Genomic DNA, 17,186 nt, shown 5'->3' on the forward strand with positions numbered 1-17,186 from the left:
GATTACCCAAAGCGTTGCCAAGCAACGCCGGGTTAACTGATAGCTAAGTTTGTTTTCATAGCTCAGAAAGGCACCGTACGCTGTACGGTGTTTTTTTTTGCCAACGGTTAACTGCCCGATTATTTGCGGCCCAGCCACGATTCGGGGTTGAGGTTGGTGCTGTTGCGCCAAAGCTGAAACTGCAGCTCCGAGGTGCCTTCGGCGTTGGTATATACCGTGCCAATGGGCTGACGCATGTTCACCTGCTGACCCTCGCTCACGCTCACCGAGCGCAGCTTGGCATACACGGTGAAGTACTCGCCGTGCTGCACCATTACCACATTGTTCATGCCTGCAATGTTGGCTATGGTTAACACCTTCCCTTCGAAAATAGCGCGCACAGGTTCCCCGGCACTGGTTTGAATATCCACGCCGCGGTTCTCTACGGTCACGTTTTTCAGAACCGGGTGGGGGTGCCGGCCAAACCGCTGCGAAATAAAGCCCCTGGCTACCGGCCACAACAGGCGGCCCCGGTTGTCAGAAAACGACGACGACAGCTCGGCCGTTTCGGGCGTAAGGGTTACGCGGTCGGTGCGGGAGGTGGCTTCGGCGGCTTCGGCGGCTTCGGCTGCTTCCACGGCGTCGCGGCGGGCGGTGGTGCGTTCGGCGGCCGTGGCGGTGGGACTTTCGGCACGCTCGGCGCTGGCTTTGGCGGCAGCTTTGGCCGCGGCGGCTTTGGCGGCGGCACGGGCCGCAGCAGCGCGGGCGGCGCGGGCTATTTCCTCGCGTACGCGCTGGGCAATCAGGTTGTCGAGCTGGCGGATGGACTGCTGGCGTGCCGCTAGCTCCTTGCGCAACTGCTCTTCCTGCTTGCTTAATTGCTGCACCACTTGGTCCTGCTGCTCGCGCATGGAGAGCAGGGTGCGCTTTTCGGTAAGCTGGGTACTCAGCACCACACTTTTTTGCTGGCGCTTTTGGGTCAGACCGTTCAACTGCTGGCCCAGTTCTTCCTGGGTGCGTTGGATGGCAGCGGCCTGTTGGCGCCGGGCTTCGGAGTACTGGCGCACATAGCCCAGCCGCCGCCGCCATTCGTTAAACGAATCGGCGGCGAACAGGAACATGATGCGGTTATAGGAGTTGGCCGTTTTGGAAGAAGCGTACACCAATTGGGCATACTCTGCTTTCAGCCGCTCCAAATCCGACTGTTTCACCTTAACCTGGGTTTCGGTCTGGCGTACGTCGGTATCAATAAAGCGCAGCTCGGTAGACGTGCTTTTGATAACGTCCTGCTGCACGGTAATCTTTTCCTTGAGCGCGTTTAGCTGGCCCAAGGAGGTTTGCTTTTTCTGCTGGGTTTGCTCCAGAATGCGACTCGTCTCCTTGATGCGGCGCAACGTATTGCGTCGTTCCCGCTCCAGTTGGGCCTTGGTTTTAACCGTTGTTTTGGTGCCTGGTCTTCGCTGCTGCCCAGGAGCCGCCGTGAGTACCAAGAACAACGCGCCCAGCAGTAACCACGGACGAAAGCGGCGGCTACTTGCGGTTTTTACGCCCATACGCGGCTGGTACACTAAACGGGAAATCCAGCTTGTTCTGGTCGAGCTCTATGCTGCGGTAAGTTACAGCCACCACGGCAGCGGGGCGTCCCGGCTGCTGAGCCTGCACCAACGTGGCGTGCGCAACCTGCTGCGCACCGGCTTCCACCGGTTTAAAGTCGGCGTAGGTAACGGTTACGCTGTTGCTGGTTTGGTTATCCTGCACCACCAGTTTCTGCACCCGGGAGTTGGTCAGGTCAATCAGCTGCTCAACCAGTACGCTGGCCTGCTGGTAATTTACTTTTTGAACCGTGCCTTCCGTCGCTACGCGCAAATCCGTGTTGGCGGATGTCGCCGCCAAGTAGTCGCCGAGGAGTAGCGCCTGTATCTGGGCAAAGGTTACGGGCACGTTGAATTGCCGCGAGAGGTAGTCGAAGTTGCCGGCGTAATAGGTCTTCTCCAGCTTGTTAATTACCTGCACCGAATCGGGGGTGATGAGGGCGCGCACGCCCTCCACGCCCAGCAGCGACGCCGATAGCCAGATAACGCTGTCTTTGCGCATGCGCAGGTTCACGTTAGCCGAGTATTTCTCGCCGTTGGCATCAATCTGCGCCTTGCCCTTGGCCGCCATGTAGGTGAAGTCGAGGTTGCGGGCTTTAACTGCCGGAGCAACCGGCTCGGACGAAACGGCGGAAGGTTTTTTGGGGAAGATGGAGCGTTGGCAGGCGCCCAGGCCCAGGCTTCCTACTAGCGCGAGCAGCAGCGGCCAGCGTCTATTCATACAGTTTTCGGTCTTTGATTTTGCGGTCGATCAGCGTGGAGGCGCCACCGGCCTTGCGGGCCAGCTGCCACTGCTCCACGGCGCGGGCCGCGTCGCCTAGTTGGAAGAGCACGTCGCCGTAATGTTCCAGCACGGTGCCGTCCTTAGACGTTTTAAGGGCTTTTTCCAGCTGCTGTCGGGCGCCGGAGTAATCTTTGAGCTTGTACAGTACCCACCCGTACGTATCGAGGTAGGTGTCGTTGTCGGGGAATTGCTTAACCAGCTTGCCGGCCATTTCCTTCGCCTTGGGCAGGTCTTTGCCGCGCAGCGAGAGGTAGTAGCTGTAGTTGTTGAGTGCCTGAGCATTGTTAGCGTCGAAAGCCAACGCAGCCTGATAAGCCGCGTCCGATTTATCGTACTCCTTCAGCTCGTGGTATACGTCGCCGAGCTGCACGTCGAACTGGGCGCTAAGCTCGGGGTTGTCGGTGGTGAGCTTGCGGCCCTGTTCCAGGGAGCGTACGGCTTTGGCAGGCTGCTTTGCGAAGGTGTAACCTACGCCGTTGTAAAACCAAAAGACGGCCTGGTTCGGAAACAGCTCCAAGGCCTGGCTGGTGTGGCGCAGCAGCGAATCGGTCTGGCTGAGTTCCGCATCGATGCTCACGACCTGCTGCCAAATCTTGAAGTGCGAGTTGTCGTAGCGTAGGGCCCGCAGGTAGTTGTCGCGAGCAAGCTGCTTTTTATTGGCCAGCAGCTGCACGTCGCCTGCTACGGAATACGCTTTGGGCTCCTTGGGGTGTACGCGGGTGGTAATATCGGCCAAGTCCAGCGCCGTTTTCTCGATGGCCGGGTTGGGCAGCTGCTTGAGGTAATCAATCAGGATGCGTACCTTCTGGTCGATGTTCAGCCCCGGGCTCTGGAAGGCCTGTTTGATCTGGCTTTCCGACTCGGCTAGGTTGCCCTGCTGCCGGTAAGCGTCGGCCAGAATCATGTGGGCCTGTGGATTCTCGGGGTCTTGGCGCAGCGCTTTCTGGGCCACCCGAATGGCGTCGGGCAGGCGGTTGTTGGCCGCGTACATTTCGGCCTGGGCCAATACGTAGCGCACCTCGTCGGGATTGGCCGCAATCAGGGCTTCCCCTTCCAGCAGGGCCTTGTCGAGGTTGTTCTGCTTGAGGTAAATCTGTTGCTTTTTAAACGATACTTCGTCCAGGGGGCCAAACTCTTTTTCGGCCTCATTAAACGTGGTCAGGGCCTCGTTGAGCTTGCCCTGGGCCAGGTATAAATCGGCGAGGTTAAAGAGGTACTCCTTGGAGTCGGGCACGTCGTGCACCAGACTCACGTACACTTTGGCGGCTTCGTCGTACTGCTTTTGCGAGCTGTACACCTGGGCCAGCAGCAGGTAGTAGTACGGGTTTTTAGCATCAATACGCAACGCGGCCTGCGCGAAATTGACGGCATCTTTGAGGTTGCCAGTCAGCAGGTTGGTTTCGGCAATCTTGTAGTTGATGGCCGCGTTATTGGGATTGAGCTGGTACGCTTTCAGCAGCCGCTCCTGCGCTTTGTTGTAGTCTTCGAGGAGGAGAAACTTCACGCCGTCCACGAAATACGACTCGCTAAGCTCCCGGTCTTTCTCCGTGAGTTGGTGGTTTTGTTTGGCTGCTTCCAGGGCCGCCAACCGCTGCATTTCTTTCTTCTCTTTGCGCGTCAGCTTTTTGGGCTTCTCTTTCTTCTTTTTAACCGGCTCCTGAACGGGTTTTTCCGGAGCAGCAGCAGGCCGTTGCTGGGCATAGCCCGTCCCGGTCAGCAACAGACCCGAGAGTAAAAGCGAAAAAAGAGCAGCGCGAGTCATGAAAAAAGTGCGGCGACGGAGCGCAAAAAGAGAGTAACGGAGGATGCGGACGGGAATTGCCGTACCTGACAAAAGATACGGCATTCCCCTCAGAACCCGCCGCGGGCTACTACAGTTTCAAGGCGTTGTAATCACCCACGCTCAAATCGGCCGGTGTGCCGGTGAGACTGGCGTGGCTGCCCACCATCGAGTTGGTGATGTTGGCGTTCTGCACCGTCGCCGATTTCTGCAGAATACTGTTCACCACCACCGAGTGGCGCACCACCGTACCGTCGCCCACCGATACGTGCGGCCCGATGATGCTGTGTTCGAGTACCACATTCTCGCCGATGTACACTGGCGGAATGATTACGCTGTTGGTGAGGGTAGCGGATTTCGCTACGGTGTCTTCACCGGCTTCGCGCAGGTACTCCAGGTAGCGTTGGTTGGTAAATACGGTCGCGTCTTTGTTGCCGCAGTCCAGCCACTCGGTTACGGGACCGGGAATGAACACCGCACCCTGGTTCTTCATGTTCTCGAGGGCATTGGTGAGTTGGTACTCGCCTTTTTCCTTGATGTCGTTATCGAGCAGGTATTGTAGCTCCCGCTTCAGGTAGTCGCCGTCTTTGAAGTAGTAAATGCCGATGATGGCCAGATCGGACACAAACTCCTGGGGCTTTTCGATGAGCTCCGTAATGTGGCCCTGTTCATTTAGTTTCACCACGCCAAAAGCGCTGGGGTCCTTCACGCTCTGCACCCAAATGGTGCCGTCGGCGGAGGTGTCGAGGGTGAAATCGGCTTTGAAGAGGGTATCGGCGAAGGCCACCACCAGCGGACCGCTCAGCGAGTCTTTGGCACACAGAATGGCGTGGGCAGTGCCCAGCGGCTCGTCTTGGTACACGATGGTTCCCTTGGCACCCACCGACTCGGCAATTTTGATAAGGCTTTGCTCCACTTCTGCTCCGAAGCGGCCCACGATAAAAGCCACTTCCTCTACCTGCTGCCCAACCACTTTGGCAATGTCCTCTACCAAGCGCTGTACAATGGGTTTACCAGCAATCGGAATCAGGGGTTTGGGAACGGTAAGCGTGTGGGGGCGCATGCGTTTGCCCATGCCGGCCATCGGAACGATGATTTTCATAGAAAGTCAGAGAGAAAAAGAGTGTTTGGGGCGTGTACGTAACGCGGCGCAAAATGCCACGCAAAATTCACTCTTGAGAAAGTAATATCTAGGGAATCAGTAATATTTTCAGCTGAGGTAACGCAGTGAGCTTGGTAAAACCCGCTATTTGGTACCGGTGCTGCCGTAGCCGCCGGCGCCGCGCTGGGTTTCGCTTAGCTCTTCGGTAGGCAGCCATCCCACGCGCTCGTGCCGGGCCACCACCAATTGCGCAATTCGTTCGCCGTTCTGCACTACAAAGGGCGTGTCGGAGAGGTTAACGAGCAGCACCTTTAACTCGCCGCGGTAGTCGGCATCAATAGTGCCGGGGCTGTTTACCAAGCCAATGCCGTGGCGGTAGGCCAAGCCGCTGCGCGGGCGCACCTGGGCTTCGTAGCCTTCTGGAATTTCCATGAACAGGCCGGTGGGAATAAGGGCCCGCTGCAACGGACCAAGCGTAATGGGCTCGGCCAGGTGCGCGTGTACATCCATTCCGGCGGCATGGGCCGTTTGATACGAGGGCAGCGGATGCCCGGAGCGGTTAATGATGTTAATGGTCAGCATACAGGCAGTAGGGCGAATGAAGCGCCGGGCAAAGCTACGGTTTGACGGTTACACGCGCCGCCACCGGGGGCCGTTCGATCAGCAGCACGGCGCCGGCGTAAGCCAGCGTAAGGGCCATGCCCAGCACGTAGCGCCACATGCCGGCAGGCACGAATCCAAAGCCTGCAATCAGCAGCACCCCCGCACCCAGCCACAGCATCAGGCGGGCCATGGGGTAGGGCACGGGCATGTACTTATTGCCGAGCCAGTAGCAGGCGGCGGCCATGGTGAAGTAGCAGGCCAGCGTAGCCAGGGAACTGCCTACGTAGCCGAGGACTGGAATCAGCAGGAAGTTAAGCGTGACGGTTAGCACGGTGCCGGCCACGCTCAGGTAGGTGCCAAAGTAGGTGCGGTCGGTTAGCTTAAACCACACCGATACGTTGTAATACACGCCCAGGAACAGGTTAGCCAGCAGCAGAATGGGCACCACTTCCAGGCCTTCGCGGTACTCGGCGCGGCGCAGCAGTAGCGGCGCCAGCCAGTCTAGATTCAAACTTACGCCCACAAAAATGAGCGCGCAGCAAAGCGTAAACCACTTGAGCACGAGGGCAAAAGTGGTGGGGGAGTTTTTGTCGCCTGACTGAGAAAAGAAGAACGGCTCGGCGGCGTATTTAAAGGCCTGGATAACAAGCTGCATAAAGATGCTGAGCTTGTAGCAGGCCCCAAAAATGCCCAGCGCGGCTTGGTTGCTCTGCCCAGGATAGAAACCCGGTGGCAGCCAATACTTGAGCAAAATGCGCGACAACATTTCGTTGACCATGCCGGCCAGGCCCATGAGCATAATGGGGTAACCGTATTTCCAGAGCGGTGGCACGCCGGCCCAGTCAAGCCGGAAGCGAAAATCCGTCAGCTCGCGCCAGAGCATTGGAATGAACAGGGCGTTGGCCAGCAGGTTCGCCAGGAACACATAGCCCACGCCCAGGTCGGGGCTGTAAATAGGGGCGATGATGGGCTTTAGCTCCGGCAAATACTTGCCTTGCCACACATCGGCGCAAAACACCACAAAGAACAACGTCAGCCCAACATTTGCCACAATGTTGATAAAGCGCACCGTAGCGAACTTCCGCGCTTTGCCCTCCAGCCGCAGCCGGGCAAAGGGTAGGCTCACTATTGCATCAATAGCAATAATGAAGGCCAGCCAGATCAGGTACTTTTCCTGGCCGGGGTAGCGCAGGGCCTCGGCCAGCGGTTGAGTGGTAAGCAGGATAAGCCCGCAGCCGATAACACTGGTTACCAGCAGCAGGCTTTGTACTTGGCTGAAGAGCTTGGGGCGGTCGGCGCCGGGCTGGTTGGCAAACCGAAAAAAAGCTGTTTCCATCCCAAACGTGAACAGCACGTTCAAAAAGGCTACGTAGGCGTACAGCTCGGTTACAATGCCGTAGTCGGCGGCGGCAAATCGGCCGGTGTACAGGGGCACGAGCAGAAAGTTGAGCATGCGTCCCACAATGCTGCTCACTCCGTACACGGCCGTTTGGCCAGCTAGCTTTTTGGCCAGTCCGCTCACCTAAATTGAAAAATTACTTGCTTGAAAATAGGGACGTAGAATTAAGCTCCTTGAAACTGAGCGGGGCGCTTTTCCAGGAAAGCCCGCGTGCCCTCGCGGAAGTCCTCGGAGCCGCAGCAGCGGCCGAAGGAATTGGCTTCGGTTTGGTAGCCGTTGCGCTCGGGGGCGAAGTAGGCGTTAACACAGTCGATAACCATGCCCACGGCCAGGGGGCCCTTGCCCAGAATGCGCAGGAGCAGTTCCCGGCAAAAGCCCAGCAGCTCGGCGGCGGGCACCACGTGGTTTACCAGACCCAGGCGCAGGGCTTCGTCGGCTTTGAGCTGGTCGCCGGTCATGAGTAGCTCCAGGGCTTTGCCTTTGCCCACCAGTTGGGTGAGGCGCTGGGTGCCGCCGTAGCCGGGCACCACGCCCAGGTTTACCTCGGGCTGCCCAAAGCGGGCGTTTTCGGCCGCTACGCGCATGTGGCAGGCCATGGCCAGCTCACAGCCGCCGCCTAGGGCAAACCCGTTTACGGCGGCTATAACAGGCTTGGTGCTTTCCTCAATCATGCAGAATACTTCCTGTCCCTGCTCGGCAAAGCGGCGGCCGTTTACCTCGTTCAGGCCGGCCAGTTCGGCAATGTCGGCCCCCGCTACAAACGCTTTTTCCCCGCTGCCGGTCAGGATAATGCCCCGCACCTGCTTATCGTCGAGGGCCAGTTGAATGGCTTGCTTGATGTCGGCAATGGTGGCCGCGTTTAGCGCGTTCAACTTGGACGGACGGTTTAGGGTGATGGTCAGAATGCCATCGTCGGAACGGTCGAGAAGCAGGTTTTCGAGGGGTGTGGTCATGCGTTCGGGGTGTTCGGAAGTAGAGGGGTAGGGCGTAAAGATAGGGACCAAATGCCAGCGGCTCCGGGGCCCCTCGGAGCGCCAGAGCCGCTGTTGGACAAGCCTGCGCCTGGTTTCAGCAAAACGCCAGCCTTTTGTGCGGAGTGCAGCTCAACTTTACCTCAACAACGGGCAATAAAGAATTTGGCTGTCTGCATATAATCCGTACATTGTCGCTGTCGAGTTATCTTTCTCTCAACCATCACACTGCGTCCATGGGCTTTGTTTCCGAATTCAAAGAGTTTATTTCGAAAGGCAACGTGCTGGATCTGGCCGTGGGCGTCATCATCGGCGCGTCGTTCGGCAAAATTGTCGCCTCGTTAACCGACGACATCATCATGCCCATCCTGAGCCTGGCTACGCGCGGCATCGATTTCAAGGAGAAGTTCTTTGCCCTCGACGGCAACCACTACGAGTCGTTGAAAGCGGCGCAAGATGCCAAAGCGGCAACCCTGAACTACGGCAACTTTATCAACGCCATCATCTATTTCCTGGTCATTGCCTTCGTTATTTTTTGGGTGGTGAAGCTGGCCAACCGCTTCAAGCGCCCCGCCCCGGTGGCCGTGGTGGAAACGCCCGCGCCCACCAAAGAAGAAATTCTGCTGATGGAAATCCGTGACGCTTTGCGCACGCGCCCCGTTTAACCCACACCCGTTCCGCAAGAACCCGACAGCCGATTTCCGCCGCTCACGTTAGAGGGGTCTGGAAATCGGCTTTATCGTTTTCTTACTTCCCCTTTTTGCATGAAAATAACCCTACCCCGCACCTTTAGCCTGCTGTTGCTGGCAGTATTACCCCACCTAGCTACCGCCCAGGACCCCATTCCCAACCGCGCCCCGTTGCCGCCGGCCGCGTACAAGATTTCGGCCGAAATAGACACGGCCCGCGGCTGGCGCCGCGGCGGTATGGGAACATTAAACGTCAGTCAGGTAAGTCTGCGGAACTGGGCGCCGGGCGGACAAAGCTCGTTTTCGCTGCTGGCCATTGGGAACACCTTCGCCCATTACCGGGGCCCCGAGCACACCTTCGATTTATCGGGCGACGTGGTGTACGGCCTGCTGAAACCCGGTAAATCCCGGGTGCGCAAAAACGACGACCGGCTGGAGCTAAACGCCCGCTACGGCCGGTTTCTGACCAACAAGCTTTCCTGGGCCGCGCAGCTCAACCTCAAAACCCAACTTACGCCCACCAAGGACATAACCAAGCCGGATTCGCTGCTCTCGCGGTTTTTCGCGCCGGCTTTCGTGCTGGCCTCGTTGGGTGTTGACTACCGGCCCAACGATGACTTCTCGCTGTTTCTGTCGCCGGTTACCGGCAAATTCACCATTGTAGCCGATCAGGGCTTGGCCGATGCTGGCGCGTTTGGCGTAAAGGCCGCCCGCCGCGATGCCCTGGACCGACCTGTACCCAATACCGGCGAGCGGTTGCGCGAAGAAGTAGGTGCCTATCTGAACGGGCGCTACCGCAAAGCCGTGCTGACTAACATCACCTACCAAACCAAGGTGGAGTTGTTCAGCAATTACTTTCATAACCCCCAGAACATCGATGTGAACTGGGAGAACCTAATCGACTTCAAAGTCAATAAGTATATAAGCGCCAACGTGGCTACGGTATTGGTATACGACGACGATATATTGGTACCCATCGACCAGAATGAAGACGGCCGGCCCGATGCCCGTGGCAAACGCGTGCAATTCAAAGAAACGCTGGGTATCGGGCTGAGTTACAAGTTCTAGAAATAGGAACTAACTTGCTTCTCCACCCGTTTTTTCGCCGCCAGTGGCACACAGTTTGCCAACACGCGTTACCTACCCCCATTCCACCTAACCATCACCCATGAAAGTTCTCTTTGCCGCAGCGGCTTTGTTCTGTACGGGCCTGCTAACCATTCCCGCAACGCAGGCGCAAACTATTGTCGCTGCCTCGCGCGAGGCCCAAGCCCAAAAGGCAAACGAGGAAGGGCTGCGCAAACGCAAAGCATCGGCCGGCGACGTAACGCGTATGCAGCGCCGCATGAGCATGAACCCCGACGAGGTAAAACGCGACCAGCAAATTGAAGTGCTGGAAGCTCGTTCGGGCGTAACCAGTTACTCTTCGGCCGGCGGCGACGGTACGCGCCACTACGAAAAAGGCAATGGCGGTTTCACAGTAAAGCGCTTCCGCGACAAAAGCAACGCAGCCATGCAGAAGCGCGGCCAGTCCCGCCCCGCCCCTGGCATTGACCCCAAAGGCAAGCCACTTAAGCACAAAAAGTCGAAAGGATTTTTCGACTTGGTAGGGTAACGGCGTAACAGACAAGACATGGAAAAAGCCCTGATGCAAAGCTTCAGGGCTTTTTGCTTTTTCGTTGGACCGGGGCCACCGTTCGCCCCCAGCTACTGGAAAAAGTACTAGCGTACCGCGCGGCCGCGGCGAGTACGGTTGAGGTTAGTGTAAGCCCATGTTGTAGAGTACCAGCGTGGGCACTTTGGGCTGCTGGTAAAGCGTGATGGTGTACTGTTGCGGGTAATATTGGCCCGTTTAGGCTGCGGCTAGCGGCGACTTTATAATCTGCTCAGAAGCATGACCGGGTAGCTGCTTGGACGTTACTCCGTCGCAACTGGCCAGAGCCAAGGCAAGGAGACCGGCCAACAAAACGCCCGCCGTACGGCGAAGTACCAGGGGGTAAGTGGCAGTGGTTTTCATGGCAGGGAAAGGCGCTAGCTGTGGCGCTTTATAGTTTCACGAACTCCACGCGCTGGTTAAGCGGCGCGTATTCATCGTCGGGGTCGGTGTACAACGGCTGTGCTTCGCCCTGGCCTTTCACGGTGAGGCGCGCGCCCTCGATACCGGCCGTAATCAGCGCGGCCCGAATGGCATCGGCCCGGCGCTGCGACAGGCGAAGATTAGCCGCTGCCTCGCCGGCCGTTAGAGTATGCGTTTCAATGCGCAGCTTCATGCCCGGCTCGCGGCGCATGGCATCGGCTATGCCTTTCAGGAAAGGTTGGGAATCGGGCACCAGCGTAGCCGAACCTTCCTCAAACTGAATGGCGTGCGACGTTAAGCGGCCTTCTTCCAGCAGCGTGGAGTAGTAATCAGCTGTCTTTTCGGCCACTTTACGGTCAACGGCTTCTTCAATTTTGCGCTCGGCTACCCGGCTGGCAGCACGTTCCACGGCGCGGTTCAGGAGGTACAGCTGGCCGTGCGACACCAAGGGCAGGCAGCAGAGCAAGGCGAGAAGAATGGCTTTCATCGGTGGTAGTAAATGGAATGTGCTTGGACGCGGGCTGCGGAGTGCAGCCCAGCAAGAAATCGTTAGTCAGGCGCTGGGCTACAGCCGGGCCAGCGTTTGCAAATCGATGGCCTTGGCCACGTTGCGCACGGTGTGGGTGGTTTGTTGCTGGTCGAGCTCCACCGACAGGAAAAACCGGTCGCCTACGCCCAGTGCCACCGATGCCCGGCCCTCCTTCTTTTGCAGGGTTTCGTAACCCAACACGTTTGGAATACCCAGGTCGCAGCCGCGCATCAGCTGCTCGTCATCTTCCTGCGTAAAACCGGCCGCCATCATGGCCGTAGCGCCGGCGTACAGGGCCGAAGCTCCGTTGTAATCAACCAGCTGCACCTTCAGACGCTGCTTGCCTTTGCGATAGTACTGCTCGCAGGTGGAGTAGTTTACGCCGCCTAAGCTCACTGATTCCCCCTGGGGTGCTCCGTCGCGAACAAAGCCCGCCAGCTTGTGGGGCAGGTAGTTGCGCAACTCCTGATAAGGCAGGGAGATGGTGTCGCCGCTGGCGGCGCGGGTCTGGCGCAACTGCTCGGTGCGGGTTAAGCTAGCTTCAGCCTGATTAACCGCACGGGTGGCCGCCGACACGGTTTGGAGGCTTTCGTTGGCTTCGCGCACCTGGCTACAGCCAATGAGCAGCGGCAAAAGCAGTACCCAGCCGACAAGGAGGCGTGCGCGGGAATACATGACCGGAAAAACTAGGGGTGGAGTGGCAGAGCGGGGGCGGGGCCTAGAACTTGGCCGTCAGGCCCAGCTTCAGGTAATTCATGTCGTAGCCTATTTCGCTGAAGGCGCCGATGTTGTCGGTGAAGAAGTAGCGGCCGCCGATGAAGAAACCCGACGTAACGTATGCGCTGCTGCTGGAGTAATCCTTTAGGCCGGGCGTGTTATCGTAGTAGGTATCCTTCCAGGTTTGCATGCGCACACCCACGCTAATGCCCGCGTACGTATCGAGCTTGGGGTTTTCCAAGATGTTGTAGTGGTAAGTGCCACGGGCCGAAACCAGCAGGTTGGTCCATTTGGCTTTGTACTGGCTGCCACCATAGTCGTAGCTGTAGCCTTTGTAGCCTATCAAAGCACCGATGCCGATGGTACCGGGGCCAAGGCCTTCAATAAAGCCGCGCTCAACCGACAAGCTCATGGCCGGCGTCGCCTTGAGGCTGCCGCCGTAGTACCCGTAACCTAAGCCCAGGCCCACACCCAAGTTAATTGCTGTGCTGCCCTTAACGAAGTTGTTGGTGGCGCTGCTGGTTTGGGAGGCGGCTTTGGGGGCCGATTTAGTAGCTGCCGCGGGTGCCTCAGCTGGTGTTGCTTCGGCTGGAGCGGCTTGTGTGGCAGACTTAGCAGGTGCCGCAGGCTTGGCGGCAGCAGTGGTAGCCTTGGTAGTGGTTGCCGGCTTGGTGGCTGTGGTGGTTTTTACCGGCGCTGCAGCTGGCTTGGCAGCCGTGCGGGTTTGAGCAACGGCGGGAGCTGCGGCCAAAGCAGGCAGCAACAGCAGGGCGGAAAAGGTAAGCGTTTTCATGGCTGGTACGGTAAAGGAAGAAAGGGAACAACAGGTGTCTGGTTTGTGCCAATTGGCTGTTACAAAACTACCTTACCCCCTTGCCTGGGTCAATCGCATGATGATGTGAGAATGACTTGGAAGCCACTATTCTGGCCTTTTCACCTGTTACACCGGGCAGAAACGAAGCGCCCCGTACCAAGCTAAAATGCTTAGTGCGGGGCGTGAGAGGTCATTATACTTATGCTGCGGAGCTAAAATATGCTCATGTGATTTGCTCAATCATGTCTGGTAGTAATGCAAAAAGCCGTCGTGTGCTGGAGAAGCACTCAGACCTGGATAAGCATTACATATTGCGCAACAGGCGCTGGGCCAAGCGGCCGATCAGGGGCAGTGGGTCCTGCAGGCTGTTCATAGCCGACATCACGCCGAGCATACGCATCAGCATAATGGCACCAATACCCACCCCCGACACAGCTAGGCTGCTCCAGCCCCAAACGGGCAGCAAGACTATTTGCAGGCCCAGGCAAAACAGGGTAACAAGGTGCAGCAGCGTCATTTGGCGCAGGTGAAAGTTCACCAGCTCCGAGCGGTGTTGCTTGGGCATGCGGTAGGCCAATAACCAACCAAAAACCGAGAGGTAGCACATGATAGCCAGCTTACGGTCGAACTGCTGAGCTTCGGCCGGCCGCTGGTCGTAGGACCACCGAACGTTCATGTCTACCTGTTCAAAGTCACCCATCCAGGCGCTAATCCGGCTGCTCCAGCGCAGCAGTGTGTCATCCGCTACAAGTCTCCCCAAGGCAAGCATAATTCCAAGTCAAAAGAGGTGAATTATCAGACTTCACTTGGGCAATTATTGCTGGCGTATTGCCCCAGGCTCCAAGTGACTTCGCTTGCAACAACTGATTATAAGCTGCCTGACAAACGGAGGTGGAACAAAGGTGCTGTAATGGAGGTGGAGGTGGTTAATACAAATGTTTCAAAGAATATCACACATGTTTCCTTGTGTGTATGAGTTTGTTTGTCAATGGTTTACTAAGATCATAGCTTCGCTTTTTAATTAGAATGCTATGATTAAGTGAAGCACTTCACGAGCTATTCCACAGATACAGCGTCTGCTACGGGGTGGTTGGCTGCGTACTCGGAGGGGGTTTGGTGGTACAGTTCTCGGAAGCACTTGGTGAAATAGGAGATGTTTGCAAAGCCTACGGACTCGGCTACCTCAGCTATATGCCCGGCCTGACCTTGTAGCAGTACCGCCGCCCGGCGCAACCGCAGCGTCCGTACAAACTCCGAGGTAGATTGATCGGTTAGGGCTTTGAGCTTGCGGTGCAGCTGCACCCGGCTCATGGCCATGTGTTCGGCAAAGGCCTCCACGCTAAAATCCGAATTGCCTAGGTGTTGCTCTACCACACCAATGGCTCGGGTAAGAAAGGCTTCGTCAGTTGAGGTAACACTGATTTCGCTGAGCTCCAGCTTCAGCTCCCGGCTGAAACGCTGGCGCAGCAATTCGCGCTGCCGGATCAGGTGATGAATGCGTGCCCGCAGTTCTTCGGGGCGGAAGGGCTTGGTAAGGTATTCGTCGGCGCCCATCTCGAAACCTTCCAGGCGCGTTTCCTGCTCCGACCGGGCCGTGAGCAATATGACGGGAATGTGGCTCGTACGCTCGTCGGCGCGCAGGCGCTGGCACAAGTCCAGCCCGTTGAGCTGCGGCATCATTAAATCCGACACGACCAGATCGGGGACGGCGGCAGTAATGCGTTGCAGGCCCTGCTCGCCGTCGGCGGCGGTAAGCACCCGAAAATCGGCGGCCAGGCAGCTACGCAGGTAGTCCCGTACCTCGGCATTGTCTTCTACCACCAGTACCAGCGGCCGGCTGGCGTCTATTGTATCGGCCTCCGCTTCGTTTACTATGTGTTGACGGGCCTCGCGGAGTTCGGGTACGCTGGGCGCAAGGCTGTTAATAGGAGCGGTAGCCAACTCTTCGGGCGGCAGGTGGCTACACCCGAGCGGTATTTCTACAGTGAAAGTGGTGCCTTCGCCCACGGTGCTCGTAACGTGTACCGTGCCGTGGTGCAACGCTACCAGTTCCTTTACCAACGCCAGCCCAATGCCGGTGCCGTCGTGTAAGCGCGTGAGGTTGCTGTCTACCTGGTGGAAACGGTCGAACACCAGCGGTAGGTGCTCGGCTGGAATGCCCACCCCGGTATCGTGCACCCGCACCAGGGCGGCATTGCCGGAAGCCGCTACGCTTACCTGCACTTTGCCACCGGCCGGCGTAAATTTCAGGGCATTACCGAGCAGGTTATACAGGATTTTATCGAACTGATCGACATCCAAGTACACCTCCAGCGGATCGGGCGGCACCTCCACGGTTAAGGTTACGTCGCGGCTTTCGGCCAATGAGCCAAATGCGGCTACGCTGTAACGCACCTGCTGGGTTAAATCGGCAGGCGCTGCTGCCAGACGCATCTGGCCGCTCTCCAAGCGGGCCACATCGAGAAGTTGGTTGATGAGCTGGAGCAGCCGACGCGCATTGCGCAGCATCAGGGAGTACTCGGGCCGCGCGGAGGCACCCGGTTCGTGGCCGGCCTCGCTCAGCAGCTGTTCCAGCGGACTAATAATGAGCGTGAGCGGTGTACGCAGCTCGTGCGAAATATTGGTAAAGAAACGCGTCTTCAGCTCATCAAGCTCCTGCAGCTTATCCGACGTTTGTATGCTGGCCTGCAACTCCTGATAAGCCTGCTGCAGTTCATTGGCCCGCTCGGCGAGGGTACGGTTAGCGGTTTGCTGCACTTCGTCCTTTTCGCGAGCAATGCGCAACGCCTCCTCCTGCGCCACTTGCTTGTCGTGCATGGCCGACAGGACTTCTCTCTGGGCCGCTTCTTTTTCCCGCAACGCCTGCAAAGTTTCGGTTTGGGCGCGCTGGGTTTGCTTCTTGACAAGGTTAATTCGATCGGCTAGGCCCAACGAAAGCAAGATGGTTTCTAGCGCCGAAGCCAAGTGCACACCGTGCTCGGCCCAAAAACCATCGGGGGTAATGCCCAGCCCGTGTAGATAGAAATTAATTACGGCCGCCAGCAGCAAGCCCCAACCCAGCATATAATAGCGCGCCGGTCGGTAGCCGGTACGCAGCACTAACAGGCCAGCCAATAACAGAACCACGCTGGCCCAGAGCGCCGCCGTGGCGGGCCAGTCGGGCAGAAAGGGGAGGGCTAAGGGTATGAACCGATCAAGCACCGGCATCCAGGCCAGTAATAACGACCACCGAAGCAATCCGTCGAAGCGTGGAAGCAACTGGCGTGTTTCCAAAAAAGCCCGTGCCGTCAGAATTCCGAAGAAAATGGTTAGGCTAAGCAGCAGTGAGTGCACCGTTGCCAACGCAGAAAGGCTTAGCCCGTCGCCCAAGTGAAGCTTGAGGTAACCCATCATATCGGCTTGCAGCGCCGTGAAGCTGGCTACGTACAGCACGTAGAGAAGGTAGCTTTTATCGCGCACCGATAGGTAAAGCAGCAGGTTGTAGGCCAGCAGTGCCAGCAGAATGCCGAAATACAGACCGGCAAATACATCGGCTTGCCGGGCGCGCTGCAAAAAGTGCGTTTGTTCCTGAAATGAATAGTTGATAGAGCTGGCCCAGCTGTGCAGGTACAGCGTAACTATTTGGCCCGGTGGCAATGGAATGCGCACGTTATAGTGCCGGTGTGATACCGCATGTGTTTGCCGGTTCGGCCGGGCCGGATCTAGCTCGTGGCGCACCACCTGGCCCGAAGGCAGTACCGCGTACACATCCAGCCAGGTAGAGGCAGCGGTTGGGGCTACCAGTAGCCATTGAGTTCCAGCCCGGCTTTCGGCCCGTACCTGGGTGCGTAGCCACACATCATGTTTACCGGTTCTGGGGTCGGTGCCGCGGGGCTCGAACCGAGTTGCAAATTCCGGAGCCTGTACCTGGGCAAACGTCAGCCGCTCTTCATCGTCTATCCAAGGCCGATCGTCCTTCAGTACTTCCCAGTAGGCGCGCAACGGGTATAGCTGCGCCGTATCGCGCAAAACCAGCGGCTCGGCGGGGGTGGCTGCCGCCGAAAAAGCCAACAGCCAACAGATAATACTACAGAGTAAAAACTTCATCCAAGCCTAGGGTATTAGCCGTTCGCATCTCGAATATACCAATTGGGCGCGGCAAGAAGAAGCC

At 57.8% G+C, this 17,186-nt stretch carries 15 protein-coding genes; 3 read left to right on the forward strand and 12 right to left on the reverse strand.

What is annotated here, in order from left to right; all coding sequences use genetic code 11:
• Nucleotides 1–119: 119 nt before the first annotated feature.
• From ABD903_RS11365 to ABD903_RS11395, 7 genes are all read right to left on the reverse strand, one after another.
• Nucleotides 120–1,532 (reverse strand): murein hydrolase activator EnvC family protein, encoded by a 1,413-nt coding sequence (locus tag ABD903_RS11365; protein WP_345224287.1) that lies wholly within the window; start codon nucleotides 1,530–1,532, stop codon nucleotides 120–122.
• A complete protein-coding gene (gene lolB1, locus ABD903_RS11370; protein ID WP_345224289.1) occupies nucleotides 1,510–2,292 on the reverse strand; it encodes a lipoprotein insertase outer membrane protein LolB1 in 783 nt (260 codons plus the stop codon). Before lolB1 ends, ABD903_RS11365 begins: the two co-directional genes overlap by 23 nt.
• Complete coding sequence (locus ABD903_RS11375; RefSeq protein ID WP_345224290.1) at nucleotides 2,285–4,117, reverse strand: tetratricopeptide repeat protein; 1,833 nt, start codon at nucleotides 4,115–4,117, stop codon at nucleotides 2,285–2,287. Before ABD903_RS11375 ends, lolB1 begins: the two co-directional genes overlap by 8 nt.
• A gap of 109 nt (nucleotides 4,118–4,226) precedes the next feature.
• On the reverse strand, nucleotides 4,227–5,237 hold the full coding sequence (locus ABD903_RS11380) for a sugar phosphate nucleotidyltransferase (RefSeq protein ID WP_345224292.1): 1,011 nt from the start codon (nucleotides 5,235–5,237) through the stop codon (nucleotides 4,227–4,229).
• A 144-nt stretch (nucleotides 5,238–5,381) separates the two neighbouring features.
• Nucleotides 5,382–5,819 carry a dUTP diphosphatase gene (dut, locus tag ABD903_RS11385; RefSeq protein ID WP_425555465.1) on the reverse strand — a complete coding sequence of 146 codons (438 nt, stop codon included), beginning with the start codon at nucleotides 5,817–5,819 and terminating at the stop codon, nucleotides 5,382–5,384.
• 34 nt (nucleotides 5,820–5,853) lie between these two features.
• Nucleotides 5,854–7,362 carry a lipopolysaccharide biosynthesis protein gene (locus ABD903_RS11390; protein WP_345224294.1) on the reverse strand — a complete coding sequence of 503 codons (1,509 nt, stop codon included), beginning with the start codon at nucleotides 7,360–7,362 and terminating at the stop codon, nucleotides 5,854–5,856.
• A gap of 41 nt (nucleotides 7,363–7,403) precedes the next feature.
• Complete coding sequence (locus ABD903_RS11395; RefSeq protein ID WP_345224295.1) at nucleotides 7,404–8,192, reverse strand: enoyl-CoA hydratase/isomerase family protein; 789 nt, start codon at nucleotides 8,190–8,192, stop codon at nucleotides 7,404–7,406.
• A 254-nt stretch (nucleotides 8,193–8,446) separates the two neighbouring features.
• On the opposite strand from ABD903_RS11395, the gene mscL reads away from it, so the two are divergent.
• The 3 genes from mscL to ABD903_RS11410 all read left to right on the forward strand — a co-directional run bounded on the left by mscL (nucleotide 8,447) and on the right by ABD903_RS11410 (nucleotide 10,514).
• Nucleotides 8,447–8,875, forward strand: a complete 429-nt coding sequence (gene mscL / locus ABD903_RS11400; protein ID WP_345224297.1) for a large conductance mechanosensitive channel protein MscL — start codon at nucleotides 8,447–8,449, stop codon at nucleotides 8,873–8,875.
• A gap of 99 nt (nucleotides 8,876–8,974) precedes the next feature.
• Complete coding sequence (locus tag ABD903_RS11405; protein WP_345224299.1) at nucleotides 8,975–9,967, forward strand: DUF3078 domain-containing protein; 993 nt, start codon at nucleotides 8,975–8,977, stop codon at nucleotides 9,965–9,967.
• A 100-nt stretch (nucleotides 9,968–10,067) separates the two neighbouring features.
• Nucleotides 10,068–10,514, forward strand: coding sequence for a hypothetical protein (locus ABD903_RS11410; RefSeq protein WP_345224301.1), 447 nt, complete (start codon nucleotides 10,068–10,070; stop codon nucleotides 10,512–10,514).
• A gap of 430 nt (nucleotides 10,515–10,944) precedes the next feature.
• Here the strand turns inward: ABD903_RS11410 and ABD903_RS11415 are convergent, their stop codons facing one another.
• From ABD903_RS11415 to ABD903_RS11435, 5 genes are all read right to left on the reverse strand, one after another.
• On the reverse strand, nucleotides 10,945–11,463 hold the full coding sequence (locus tag ABD903_RS11415; RefSeq protein ID WP_345224302.1) for an OmpA family protein: 519 nt from the start codon (nucleotides 11,461–11,463) through the stop codon (nucleotides 10,945–10,947).
• Between the two features lie 78 nt (nucleotides 11,464–11,541).
• Nucleotides 11,542–12,180, reverse strand: a complete 639-nt coding sequence (locus ABD903_RS11420) for a hypothetical protein (protein WP_345224304.1) — start codon at nucleotides 12,178–12,180, stop codon at nucleotides 11,542–11,544.
• Between the two features lie 43 nt (nucleotides 12,181–12,223).
• Nucleotides 12,224–13,015, reverse strand: coding sequence for a hypothetical protein (locus tag ABD903_RS11425; protein WP_345224306.1), 792 nt, complete (start codon nucleotides 13,013–13,015; stop codon nucleotides 12,224–12,226).
• Between the two features lie 325 nt (nucleotides 13,016–13,340).
• A complete protein-coding gene (locus ABD903_RS11430) occupies nucleotides 13,341–13,796 on the reverse strand; it encodes a hypothetical protein (protein WP_345224307.1) in 456 nt (151 codons plus the stop codon).
• 296 nt (nucleotides 13,797–14,092) lie between these two features.
• The gene (locus ABD903_RS11435; protein ID WP_345224309.1) at nucleotides 14,093–17,122 is read right to left on the reverse strand and encodes a 7TM diverse intracellular signaling domain-containing protein; all 3,030 of its coding nucleotides are present in this window, start codon (nucleotides 17,120–17,122) and stop codon (nucleotides 14,093–14,095) included.
• Nucleotides 17,123–17,186 lie beyond the last annotated feature (64 nt).

It is taken from the genome of Hymenobacter koreensis, assembly GCF_039541855.1.
Classification (GTDB): Bacteria; Bacteroidota; Bacteroidia; order Cytophagales; family Hymenobacteraceae; genus Solirubrum; species Solirubrum koreensis.

What these genes read in the sequence shown, in the direction of transcription:
- ABD903_RS11365 (WP_345224287.1), bottom strand. Translation starts at nt 1,532, where the DNA reads ATGGGCGTAAAAACCGCAAGTAGCCGCCGCTTTCGTCCGTGGTTACTG.
- lolB1 (WP_345224289.1), bottom strand. Translation starts at nt 2,292, where the DNA reads ATGAATAGACGCTGGCCGCTGCTGCTCGCGCTAGTAGGAAGCCTGGGC.
- ABD903_RS11435 (WP_345224309.1), bottom strand. Translation starts at nt 17,122, where the DNA reads ATGAAGTTTTTACTCTGTAGTATTATCTGTTGGCTGTTGGCTTTTTCG.
- ABD903_RS11375 (WP_345224290.1), bottom strand. Translation starts at nt 4,117, where the DNA reads ATGACTCGCGCTGCTCTTTTTTCGCTTTTACTCTCGGGTCTGTTGCTG.
- mscL (WP_345224297.1), top strand. Translation starts at nt 8,447, where the DNA reads ATGGGCTTTGTTTCCGAATTCAAAGAGTTTATTTCGAAAGGCAACGTG.
- dut (WP_425555465.1), bottom strand. Translation starts at nt 5,819, where the DNA reads ATGCTGACCATTAACATCATTAACCGCTCCGGGCATCCGCTGCCCTCG.
- ABD903_RS11415 (WP_345224302.1), bottom strand. Translation starts at nt 11,463, where the DNA reads ATGAAAGCCATTCTTCTCGCCTTGCTCTGCTGCCTGCCCTTGGTGTCG.
- ABD903_RS11410 (WP_345224301.1), top strand. Translation starts at nt 10,068, where the DNA reads ATGAAAGTTCTCTTTGCCGCAGCGGCTTTGTTCTGTACGGGCCTGCTA.
- ABD903_RS11380 (WP_345224292.1), bottom strand. Translation starts at nt 5,237, where the DNA reads ATGAAAATCATCGTTCCGATGGCCGGCATGGGCAAACGCATGCGCCCC.
- ABD903_RS11405 (WP_345224299.1), top strand. Translation starts at nt 8,975, where the DNA reads ATGAAAATAACCCTACCCCGCACCTTTAGCCTGCTGTTGCTGGCAGTA.
- ABD903_RS11425 (WP_345224306.1), bottom strand. Translation starts at nt 13,015, where the DNA reads ATGAAAACGCTTACCTTTTCCGCCCTGCTGTTGCTGCCTGCTTTGGCC.
- ABD903_RS11395 (WP_345224295.1), bottom strand. Translation starts at nt 8,192, where the DNA reads ATGACCACACCCCTCGAAAACCTGCTTCTCGACCGTTCCGACGATGGC.
- ABD903_RS11420 (WP_345224304.1), bottom strand. Translation starts at nt 12,180, where the DNA reads ATGTATTCCCGCGCACGCCTCCTTGTCGGCTGGGTACTGCTTTTGCCG.